Raw genomic sequence first — 10,811 nt, 5'->3', positions numbered from 1 at the left:
TAGGCTTCATGAGAACGAGCAACAGGAATCATGAACATCACCCAAACCGTCTAGTAGTAGGCAATTAGATACCTCCATCGCGATTGTTGGGGTGATTTGAAAAAGTCAAGAGGAAAATTTGTTCGCACTCCTGTTTTGGGGGTGAAACAATAAATGGCCCTAGTCAAGAGACTAGAGCCTGTAAGGAAATTTTAATTCCGAGAGTCTTATTTTTGGATGAGGAGGTGATTTTTAATTACCTGAACAAAGAATCCTATTGGGCAAAAGGAATACCGAAAGAGATTGTACAAAAGTCGGTTGCCAATTCATCACTTTGCTTTGGAGTCTACAAGGGGCACCCGGATCAGGAAGAAGCCAAACAAATTGGGTTCGCAAGAGTAATTACCGATTTTGCCACTTTCGCTTATCTGGCTGATGTTTTTATTCTGGAACCTTATCGGGGGGAGGGTTGTCGAAATGGTTGATGAGTATAATCACGCAGCATCCGGAACTTCGGGTTCGTTCATTTTTATTGGCGACTGAAGACGCACACATTTTATACGAAAAATACGGTTTTAAGTATATAGATGATCTCAAGCGATACATGCGGCTGTACCGTCCGGAATTGGGACCGAAAAACTAAACTGGGGAGGGAGCCTGGGTGAACCAGGGCTGCAGATGTATATACCTAAATCATTTGAAGTGCAGGACAGGGAGAAGCTGGTCAACTTCATAAAAGAGAACAGTTTCGGAATTATGTTTGCCCAATTGAACGGACAGCCTTTTGCCACACATTTGCCGTTTTTGTTGGATGAAAACTCGGGTGACAATGGCATTTTATCCGGACATATGGCCAAGGCCAATCCCCATTGGAAAGAAATCCACAATCAACGAATTTTAGTTGTCTTTCAGGGACCTCATGCCTACATTTCTCCGACTTGGTACGGGGAACCCAACACGGTTCCGACGTGGAACTACGTGGCCGTTCATGTTTACGGGAAAATGGTGTTGATCCAAGACAAGGATTCCTTGAAAGAGATTATCCGGGATTCAGTGCAATTTTATGAACCGTCCTCGTCGATTGTAGATCGTCTGGACGAAGAATTTTTTGACAATCTGTTAAACGCGGTGGTTGGATTTCGGATTGAGATCGACCAAATCGAGGGGAAATGGAAATTGAGCCAGAATCATTCTGAGGAAAGACAGCGTAGGGTGACTCAAGCCTTAAAAAAGCAAGAGGATCCCAATTCAAAACAAATTGCGAATTTGATGGAGAGACATTTGGAAAATGCATAGACCCCTGCCATGAGGGGTCTATTTTCATACCAGCACCGAAATTAATGTTTGGTAACGAGGTTCATCATGATCCGAGCCATTGCGTGCTTATCATCCGGACTCGGGCTTGACTCCCACATTTGCTTGAGAAGACGCTCTTGCGGATTCTCCGGGTCCACTTTGTTCGACAGATACTCGCCCAAGCGGACAGCCACTTCTTCAATTTGCTGATTGGACATTCCAGCCTCTTGCGCCTGCTGCACTCGATCACCGAGAAACTCTTTCCAGCGATCAAAATTGTCAAGTACTGACATGAAAAAAATCCCTCCTGCAGTGAGATTTTGCGGATAGTACAAGAGTACTGTTCCTCAAGGGCGGAAAATTTATACATTGTTACAAACACGTAATGGAGCTGTAACATATTTGTAATAAAAAACAAATATAATTTAGGTATCGACATAACCCCCTTTCTATATCAGTGGCTGCGGCCACCTTTTTTTTGTCCTTGTAAGGGGTTTCGTCATATGACAGTCATACTTGTCCGGTACAGCTCATACAATGTGTCAAGCATTGTGGAGAGGGTGGAAGTATGAAGCAAAAACAGGCGTTGCGTTCCTTTGTGTATATGGGACTTGGACTGGCGGTGTTGTTTTATGCGATTCCTCAGCTGCCTGAAGTGTCTTGGTCGGCTGGCGGGGTGTTTTCAGTTGTCTGGCTGTTGTTCGGAGTATTGATCATAGCCGCGAATTTGTATTATCTCATTGGGGTGGATAAAGAAAGGAAACGCCGCCTGCAGCATCAGCGGAACTGGGAACGTGAGGTGGCACGAACGGCAGCCCGCCTGCAGTATGAGCGCCGCCGTCGCCGATTGTTCTCGAGGTGAAAAAAGGGATGCCTGACGGCATCCCTTTACCCTATATGAGCGTCTCGTTCAGACATCCACTCTTTTTGCTTTCGTTTTATGCTTTCCAGGATCCGGCTTCCTGCCTCGTAAGCGGAGGAGAAGGAGAGTTCCGACAGCATTCCGACACCTTCTACCCAGTCTCCGGCAAAGTAAGCGTTCGGAGTTACGTGGAACTTCACCGGCAGTAAGCGTTGGTCATCTTCCATTTTGATTTCCTGGGCTGCCGCTCGCTCCGTGTAGCGTTGAGCGGCCAGTTCATCACGCCAGCCGGGAAGATGCTTGTCAAACAGATGCTCGATTGCCGCTTTCAGTTCTGCGGCATATTCACGATTGCCGGCTTCCTCGCTGCGCAAATATGCAACGGCCTGTATCAGTTGGCCTCCTGGCGGAGTGCAGTCCGTATAGGCTGAGATGTCGGTCAGAAACACCCGGCTTTTTTTATCGTAAATATAGGTATAAGGTGTTTCAATCCGTTTCTTCAATCCGATGTCATAGACGAGAATCGTATTTGGACGGAACAAGAGATAGGGTGCGATCGGTTGCTCCAAAGGAGTTCCGGCAAAAATCTTCGCCAGCTCTTTCGGAGGAATGGCGAATACAAACTGGTCGCCTTCGATTACTCCGTCAGAGGTTTCAACACCTGTAACCCGATTTCCATCGAATACCACTCGTTCAATCTTTGCTTTGGTGATGATTCCGGACCCGGACTCCAAAATCACTCGTTCCAGTTCACTGACCAGACTCTGCCAGCCGCCGGCGATATAACTGACAGCCTTTGATGTTTGGAACAACCGCTGATAATACGAGAAGAAAACAGTTGAAGGAATGCGTTCCGGTTCCTTCGTGAAGAAGTTGCTCGATGCGAGAGTCAACATGAGATCTTTTACGTCTTCATGCTTGCCGGAGCGCTCCAGCCATTCCCCGATCGTTACCCCTTCTTCGCCCCGCTCCAGGCGGCAGATCGTCTTGATTACTTCAATTGCAAATAAAGCCTTTCCGGAACCGGACAAGACTTTTGTTTTAAACAAACCCTCAAGTGTGGCGGGCATCTCCGTCAATTCATCCCCGAGATCGTATCGCGCCTTCGCCGGATCGAAATCGACCCACCCGATTTGAAGATCCAGTTCCTTTTCCAGCTTCCGTATATAAGAGGAATCACGGCTGTAGATGGCGTGAGCGCCGAAGTTGAAAGCAAACCCTTTCAGCGGGATGGTGATCGCCCGTCCCCCAAGTTTGGGAGCCTTCTCGAGAAGTGTAACGTCGAGTCCTTTCTTCGCGAGTCTGGCTGCCGCGCTAAGACCCGCCAGTCCCCCTCCGATAACGACTGCACGGTTTCTGTTCATGACAAAGAATCTACTCCCTCAATTGTTTGGAATCAACCTTTCCATTGTAGTATATTCCACCTTTTTTGGCTATGGAAATCTCTCGCCAAAAAAGGGATTGCTATGTATGGATTGAACCATTCACTGCAACAGTCTATAATACTGATATATAACACTAGAAGAGGGGGATCCAAGTGTCTGCTACGAAACACGAACAGATCCTTGAATATATTGAAAGTCTTGAAATCGGATCTAAAATTTCCGTGCGTCAGGTCGCGAAACACATGGGTGTTTCGGAAGGAACAGCTTATCGGGCGATCAAGGAGGCGGAGACTCGCGGGATTGCCTCGACGATCGAACGGGTAGGGACAGTTCGGATTGAAAAACAACAAAAGAAGAACATTGAGCGTCTGACCTATGCAGAAGTGGTGAATATCGTAGACGGTACGGTATTGGGCGGGGCAAACGGCCTGCACAAAACGCTGCAAAAGTTTGTGATTGGCGCCATGAAAGTCGATGCGATGGTAAAGTATATTGATCCGGATAGTCTGCTAATTGTAGGGAACCGTGATCAGGTGCACCGAATTGCGCTTGAACAAGGGGCTGCCGTGCTTATCACGGGGGGGTTTGACGCGAGTGATGAGGTGAAAACTCTAGCCAACCGGATGGAGCTCCCGATTATCTCATCTTCCTATGACACCTTCACGGTTGCAAGTCTTATTAACCGGGCGATCTATGACCGGCTTATCAAGAAGGAAATCGTAATGGTGGAAGACATTCTGCACAATAAACCGGAGCCCGATGTGATCCTTCCTCATCAAACGGTAAAACAATGGCACGAACTTGTGGAAAAAACCGGACATGCCCGCTTTCCTGTTGTTGACTCGGGGATGCGGGTTCTGGGAGTTGTCACATCCAAAGATGTTTCCGGTCAAGCAGATGATGTTTTGATTGAGAAAATCATGACCAAAAATCCGATTACGGTGACTCCGAAAACTTCCGTTGCATCCACCGCCCATAAAATGATTTGGGAAGGGATCGAATTGCTGCCGGTTGTGGACGGGCGAAAACTGGTAGGGGTTGTCTCCCGCCAGGATGTGATCAAGGGCTTGCAGTATATCCAAAAGCAGCCGCATACAGGGGATACGATCAAGGACCTGATTCTGCGTCACTTCAGGGAGGAGAGAAATGACGACAAATCGGTCACTTTGGTCGGGGAAGTGACACCGCAGATGACCAACTCGCTCGGGGGTGTTCTGTCAGGGGTTTTGATGACGTTGATCAGCGAGGCTGGAAAATTAGCGATACGCCGTTCCAAGAATGCGGATTTGTCGGTGGAAAATGTGACCGTATTTTTCATGAAACCGATTCAAATCGATGCACAAATCGAGGTGCGGGCGGAAGTGATCGATTTGGGAAGGAAGTTTGGAAAAGCGGATATTGAGATTGTGCATGAGGGAGAACGTATGGCGAAGGCGTTGCTCTCAGCTCAGGTATTGGACCGGTAGTTTCGCAAACAGAATCACCCTGCTTCAACTGTCAGTTGAAGCAGGGTAGTTTTTTATTTCACCGCTATTGCCATTTAAATGATTGCTTCCCTGTATTGGACCGGGCGGCCCCGGATTGCTCCGGGTTCTTTCGTGACACATCCCTTTCTTGATTCGCTTTCTCTTTTTTGTTGGGATCAAAGATGGCCTCGTGAAACAACACCGGTGTCGGTGCAGAGAATCCTTTTTTTCGTTTCAATGACACATCCCCCCCAACCAGTATATGCGGAGACGACGGAAAATGTGATAAAATAAATGCCAAACATATGATCGGTGTCGGGGGAGATCGGGTTGAGTTCGTTTGTGCATTTGCATGTTCATTCCGAATACAGTTTGCTTGATGGCGCCTGCCGAATCGACGCCTTGCTTGACCGTGTGCAGGAGCTGAATATGACTTCAATTGCCCTGACCGATCACGGGGTGATGCATGGTGCCGTCGAATTTTACAGAAAAGCAAAAGCTCGGGGCATTCATCCGATCATCGGGTGTGAAGTCTATGTCGCAAGAACTTCGATGCAGGAAAAAGCCGGCCGTCAGGACAAGCCTTATCATCTGGTTCTGTTGGCAGAGAATGAGACCGGTTATCAGAATCTGCTTTCAATCGTATCAGCGGCCCAATTGGAAGGGTTCTATTACAAGCCTCGCACAGATAAAGCGTTTCTGCGTGCCCACAATCAGGGGCTGATTGCCTTGTCTTCCTGCCTGGGAGGAGAGGTTGCAAACCGTGTTCTGCAGGGGGATGTCGCGGGGGCACGTCAGGCGGCGCTTGAGTACAGGCAGATTTTTGGAGAGGATCGCTTTTATATCGAACTGCAGGAACATGACCTGTTGGAGGAAAAGCAGATCAACCAGCATCTGGTTCGAATTGCCCGCGAATTGAAGATTCCGCTGGTGGCAACCAATGATGTTCACTACATCAGACGTGAGGATGCGCCGGTTCATGATGTGCTGTTATGCATTCAGACCGGCAAGAATCTGCAGGATGAAGATCGGATGAGGTTCCCGAATGATGAGTTTTATCTCAAAAGCGGCGAGGAGATGGCAGAGCGATTTCGCCATTTGCCGGAAGCAATTCTGAATACAGTAAAGATTGCGGAGAGGTGTCAGCTTGATCTGAATCTGGGGGCCGCTCATCTGCCAAAGTTTGATTTTCCGGAAGGCTATGATGAAAATTCATACCTGGAGCTGCTCTGCGAGCAGGGGCTGCGGGAACGTTACGGCTCCCCTTCCGAGGCGGTTCGAGAACGGCTGCAGTACGAACTCTCAGTAATTCGCCAAATGGGATTCGCCGGATATTTCCTTGTGGTGTGGGACTTCATGAAGTTTGCGCATGAAAATGGGATCTCGACGGGACCGGGACGAGGTTCTGCTGCAGGGAGCCTGGTGGCGTATGTTCTTCGGATCACCGATGTGGATCCTATTCGATACAAGCTGTTGTTCGAGCGTTTCTTGAACCCGGAACGGGTGTCCTGGCCGGATATTGATATCGATTTTGATTATGAAAGACGCGTTGAAGTGATTGACTATGTAACCCGCAAATACGGGGAGAACCGGGTTGCTCAGATCGTCACGTATGGAACGATGGCTGCCCGTGCCGCAATTCGGGATGTCGGAAGGGTGATGAATCTCCCGCTGTCAGAAGTGGACCGCGTGGCCAAGCTTGTACCTCATTCGCTAAGCATGACGATTGACAAGGCACTCGCGGTCGAACCCAATCTTCAAAAGATGTATGAGGACCAACAATCGATCAGGCAGCTGCTCGATACTGCAAGAGCTATCGAAGGGTTTCCGCGCCATACATCCATCCATGCGGCAGGCGTGGTCATCTCGAAGGAACCGTTAACCCGCCATGTCCCTCTCTTGCGTGGAGCGGAAGGGACAGTCGTTACACAGTACGCGATGGAAGATTTGGAAACGGTAGGGCTCTTGAAGATGGATTTTCTGGGTCTTCGGAATCTGACCATCATTGATCATACGATTGAAGCGGTCAAGCAATCCCGTGGTGTGGAAATCGATTTTACCCGCATGGATATGGAAGACCCTCTCACATATGAGCTGCTTGCACGAGGGGATACGGATGGGTGCTTTCAATTGGAATCGAACGGTGTAAAAAACGTTTTACGGGAGTTGAAGCCGTCTGCGTTTGAAGATATTGTCGCCGTGATTTCGCTGTATCGGCCCGGACCAATGGAAAACATTCCGAACTACATTGCGGCCAAACACGGAAAAACGGCTGTTGCGTATCCGCACCCCGATTTGGAGCCGATTTTAAAAGACACCTATGGAATCATCGTCTACCAGGAACAGATTATGCAAATTGCTTCTGTTATGGCCGGTTTTTCCCTTGGACAAGCCGACTTGCTGCGGCGAGCGGTCGGCAAGAAGAAGCGGGAAGTGCTGCAGCAGCAGCGGGAACTGTTTGTGGCGGGATGTCTGCAAAAAGGGTACGACGAAAGAACATCCAACGAAGTCTATGATTTGATTGTCCGGTTTGCGGACTACGGGTTTAACCGTTCGCATGCTGTAGCTTATGCGGTGGTTGCGTATCGAACCGCTTTTTTGAAGGCCAACTACCCGACAGAATTTATGGCGGCGCTGCTTACTTCCTGGCTGCACTCCGGGGGCAAAGTGGCGCAGTATATAGATGATTGCCGGAGGATGGGGATCCAGGTCCTCGGACCGGATGTGAATGAAAGCTCCTACCGGTTTACCGTTTCGGACGGAAAAATCCGCTTTGCCCTATCAGCAGTTAAAAATGTAGGAATATCGGCAATCCAGACGATCCTGCAGGCAAGGCAGAAAGGGCGCTTTACTGATCTCCTTGACTTCTGCCGACGGATTGACTTGCGTGCATGCAACAAGCGAGTAATTGAAAGTTTGATCCGCAGCGGGGCGTTTGATTGGATGGGGAAGGGCCGCCGTTCCCTGCTGCTGGCTCTTGATGAGGCGGTCGAGAAGGGCGGGCTCCTGCAAAAAGAACAGGATGCACCGCAGATTTCCTTGTTTGGTATCATGGAGAATTCGGCTGGTACAGAACCATTTCACTATCCTGAAGTGGACGATTTTTCGCAAGTGGAACGTTTGGAAATGGAGAAAGAACTGCTTGGGCTGTATGTCTCCGGGCATCCTCTGGATCGTTATCGAACCGCGATGACGCAGCATGCCAGACACCGTATTGCCGAATTGCAGGAGGCCGAGGATGGCGGTACGACTACTGTTGCGGGACGAGTGCGAAACATGAAAATGGTGCAAACCCGGAAAGGCCAGGCTATGGCTTTTTTGGAATTGGAAGACCTGACGGCTGCGGTTGAAGTAGTGGTGTTTCCGGCCGTTTTTGCGGAATCCGGGCAGATTTTGCAAAACGAACCTGTACTTTTGGTAAAGGGCAAGCTCAAGATTGAAGACGAGGAGATTCGATTGCTGGCAGAATCGATCAAGCAACTGCCGCCGGAGAGTGATGCCGCGGAACGGGACCCGGTGAAACGGGACCGGACCCTTTTTATCAAGGTTGAGCCGGATCAGGAAGAGCCTTCACGTCTTCGAACATTAAAGACCTGCCTGTCACGGCACAAGGGAACCGTCCCGGTCGTGTTGTACTATGCCAAAAACAAAGTAACCCGCCAAATTACGGAGCGTGTGCAACCGGAGCCTGAACTGCTGCAGGAGATTGAACGGATCATGGGAGCCGGGAGCGTCGTGTTAAGGTAACCCCGGCATTTTGATGTGATTCAAACGAAGCCTTTCTTAAAAAATAGTCGTCAATTCGAGGAGTTGTCTCACATAGCATGGTAGTATCCTTGCTTGGGAGGAACCTGCATGCATGAAAAAGTTGTCGCCTTATTGGAGCAGCGTGGAGTCTCGGTAGATAACATTGTTGAGATTGTGTACACCTTGCAAAAGCCATATCACCCTGACCTTGGTGTGGAAGAATGCAAAGAGAGCGTGATTCGTGTTCTAAGTAAAAGAGAAGTGCAATATGCCTTGTATACAGGAATCGCATTGGACATGTTGGCAGAGGAGAATAAACTCCCGGAACCCCTTCAAACGATTTTAAGGACAGACGAACCGTTATACGGAGTGGACGAAATCCTGGCGTTAAGCATTACCAACGTTTACGGATCGATCGGTTTAACTTCATTTGGCTATTTGGACAAGGAAAAAATCGGAATCCTTGCCAGGTTAAACAACAAAGGGAACGGAATTCACGTGTTTCTGGATGATTTGGTGGCGGGGGTGGCTGCTGCCGCAAGTGCTCGGATCGCTCACCGCAACGCATAGAAACGTCCCATCCAAAATCGGCTCTCGACTGTGTGGTGGTAATTCCATGATTTTCCGTGGTATAATGGAGGACAGACTTCTAAACTGAACCAGAATTTATTATTTGGATCCCCATCAAAGCAACCCGGCGTTTCTGCAGCGTTTTGTGTTACTTTGATGGGGAATTGTGGGATGGTGTAAAGTATGGGGTTGCGGGAAGATGCATTGGAATTGCATCGAACTCATCAAGGTAAACTCGGTGTTGTCTCAAAAGTTTCAGTTACGAATGCTCGTGATCTAAGCTTGGCTTATTCACCAGGAGTGGCAGAACCTTGTAAAGAAATTCACCAGGACACCGACCGAGTTTATGACTATACGAGTAAGGGGAACTTGGTTGCGGTCGTCAGTGACGGAACAGCCGTTTTGGGACTTGGCAATATCGGACCTGAAGCAGCAATGCCCGTAATGGAAGGCAAAGCGGTTTTATTTAAACAGTTTGCCGGTGTCGATGCGGTTCCATTGTGTCTGAACACAACCGATGAAGATCGTATTGTGGAGACCGTCAAACTGATTGAACCGACTTTTGGCGGTGTGAATCTTGAGGATATTGCCGCCCCTGCCTGTTTTGCCATCGAAGAACGGTTGAAAAGAGAAATGAATATTCCTGTGTTCCATGACGATCAGCATGGAACAGCTATTGTCACTTTGGCGGGATTGCTTAATGCTTTAAAAGTTGTTGGGAAATCGATGCAGGATATCCGTGTTGTGGCAAATGGCGCAGGTGCGGCGGGAATCGCAATCATAAAGCTTTTACTGTCCATGGGTGTGCGGGATGTCATTATGTGCGACACGAAAGGCGCAATCTATGATGGCCGGATGGACGGAATGAACCCGATCAAAGAAATGATTGCGAAAAACACCAACCACCTGAAGGCATCAGGGTCTCTGGAAGAAGTGATCGCAGGGGCTGATGTGTTCATAGGGGTATCGGCAGGCGGAGCGGTCACACAAGAAATGGTTCGTTCCATGAATCGGGATGCGATTATTTTTGCAATGGCCAACCCGGACCCGGAAATTTTGCCGGATGATGCGTTAAGTGCGGGCGCCAAGGTGGTTGGAACGGGGCGATCCGATTTTCCGAATCAGGTGAACAATGTATTGGCGTTCCCGGGAATTTTCCGCGGTGCTTTAGATGTTCGTGCAACAACGATCAATGAGGAAATGAAGATAGCGGCCGCTTACGCAATTGCCAATTTGATAGGGGAAGATGAAATCAGGAGCGACTATGTAATTCCACGTCCTTTTGATCCTCGCGTAGCCCCGAATGTGGCGGCGGCTGTGGCAAAAGCGGCTATGGACTCGGGAGTGGCCCGTTTGAAAGTGGATCCTTCCGATGTAGCGAGCAGGACAAGAGATTTGGCCGGTATCAAATAATAACAGGCGGAATACAGAACATCCGTTTCTTGCTTGGCTAAAATGGCTGTGTTATGATGTTGTCAGTTTTTCCAAGGTGTAGGAGGAACTGTA

Annotated in this window: 11 protein-coding genes; 8 read left to right on the top strand and 3 right to left on the bottom strand. The window is 48.9% G+C overall.

Annotation, left to right across the window (positions count from 1 at the left end):
• Window positions 1-212: 212 nt before the first annotated feature.
• From ACFO8Q_RS10450 to ACFO8Q_RS10440, 3 genes are read left to right on the top strand one after another with little or no spacing between them, the layout of a single operon-like run.
• Window positions 213-464 carry a GNAT family N-acetyltransferase gene (locus ACFO8Q_RS10450; protein WP_380025721.1) on the top strand — a complete coding sequence of 84 codons (252 nt, stop codon included), beginning with the start codon at window positions 213-215 and terminating at the stop codon, window positions 462-464.
• Window positions 461-622 carry a hypothetical protein gene (locus ACFO8Q_RS10445; RefSeq protein ID WP_380025720.1) on the top strand — a complete coding sequence of 54 codons (162 nt, stop codon included), beginning with the start codon at window positions 461-463 and terminating at the stop codon, window positions 620-622. The genes ACFO8Q_RS10450 and ACFO8Q_RS10445 overlap by 4 nt, the downstream gene beginning before the upstream one ends.
• Before the next feature lie 35 nt (window positions 623-657).
• Window positions 658-1,275 (top strand): FMN-binding negative transcriptional regulator, encoded by a 618-nt coding sequence (locus tag ACFO8Q_RS10440; RefSeq protein ID WP_380025719.1) that lies wholly within the window; start codon window positions 658-660, stop codon window positions 1,273-1,275.
• A gap of 41 nt (window positions 1,276-1,316) precedes the next feature.
• Here ACFO8Q_RS10440 and ACFO8Q_RS10435 read toward each other — a convergent pair whose 3' ends face one another.
• Window positions 1,317-1,568, bottom strand: coding sequence for a DUF3243 domain-containing protein (locus ACFO8Q_RS10435; protein WP_380025718.1), 252 nt, complete (start codon window positions 1,566-1,568; stop codon window positions 1,317-1,319).
• Window positions 1,569-1,843: 275 nt separating this feature from the next.
• Here ACFO8Q_RS10435 and ACFO8Q_RS10430 point away from each other — a divergent pair, with 275 nt between their 5' ends.
• Window positions 1,844-2,137 carry a hypothetical protein gene (locus ACFO8Q_RS10430; protein WP_380025717.1) on the top strand — a complete coding sequence of 98 codons (294 nt, stop codon included), beginning with the start codon at window positions 1,844-1,846 and terminating at the stop codon, window positions 2,135-2,137.
• A 26-nt stretch (window positions 2,138-2,163) separates the two neighbouring features.
• On the opposite strand, the gene ACFO8Q_RS10425 is transcribed toward ACFO8Q_RS10430, so the two are convergent.
• Window positions 2,164-3,501 carry a phytoene desaturase family protein gene (locus ACFO8Q_RS10425; protein WP_380025716.1) on the bottom strand — a complete coding sequence of 446 codons (1,338 nt, stop codon included), beginning with the start codon at window positions 3,499-3,501 and terminating at the stop codon, window positions 2,164-2,166.
• A gap of 173 nt (window positions 3,502-3,674) precedes the next feature.
• Between ACFO8Q_RS10425 and ACFO8Q_RS10420 the strand changes: the two genes are divergently transcribed.
• A complete protein-coding gene (locus ACFO8Q_RS10420) occupies window positions 3,675-4,988 on the top strand; it encodes a DRTGG domain-containing protein (protein WP_380025715.1) in 1,314 nt (437 codons plus the stop codon).
• Window positions 4,989-5,052: 64 nt separating this feature from the next.
• On the opposite strand, the gene ACFO8Q_RS10415 is transcribed toward ACFO8Q_RS10420, so the two are convergent.
• Window positions 5,053-5,226, bottom strand: coding sequence for a hypothetical protein (locus tag ACFO8Q_RS10415; protein ID WP_380025714.1), 174 nt, complete (start codon window positions 5,224-5,226; stop codon window positions 5,053-5,055).
• A 92-nt stretch (window positions 5,227-5,318) separates the two neighbouring features.
• On the opposite strand from ACFO8Q_RS10415, the gene ACFO8Q_RS10410 reads away from it, so the two are divergent.
• The 3 genes from ACFO8Q_RS10410 (at window position 5,319) to ystJ (ending at window position 10,718) form a co-directional block, all read left to right on the top strand.
• Window positions 5,319-8,735, top strand: a complete 3,417-nt coding sequence (locus ACFO8Q_RS10410) for a DNA polymerase III subunit alpha (protein ID WP_380025713.1) — start codon at window positions 5,319-5,321, stop codon at window positions 8,733-8,735.
• A gap of 108 nt (window positions 8,736-8,843) precedes the next feature.
• Window positions 8,844-9,305, top strand: a complete 462-nt coding sequence (locus ACFO8Q_RS10405; protein WP_380025712.1) for a phosphatidylglycerophosphatase A family protein — start codon at window positions 8,844-8,846, stop codon at window positions 9,303-9,305.
• A gap of 183 nt (window positions 9,306-9,488) precedes the next feature.
• Window positions 9,489-10,718 (top strand): NADP-dependent malic enzyme, encoded by a 1,230-nt coding sequence (ystJ, locus tag ACFO8Q_RS10400; protein WP_380025711.1) that lies wholly within the window; start codon window positions 9,489-9,491, stop codon window positions 10,716-10,718.
• Window positions 10,719-10,811 lie beyond the last annotated feature (93 nt).

It is taken from the genome of Effusibacillus consociatus, assembly GCF_042652925.1.
GTDB classification, from domain to species: domain Bacteria; phylum Bacillota; class Bacilli; order Tumebacillales; family Effusibacillaceae; genus Effusibacillus; species Effusibacillus consociatus.
This window is presented reverse-complemented; position numbering and strand designations above follow the sequence as displayed.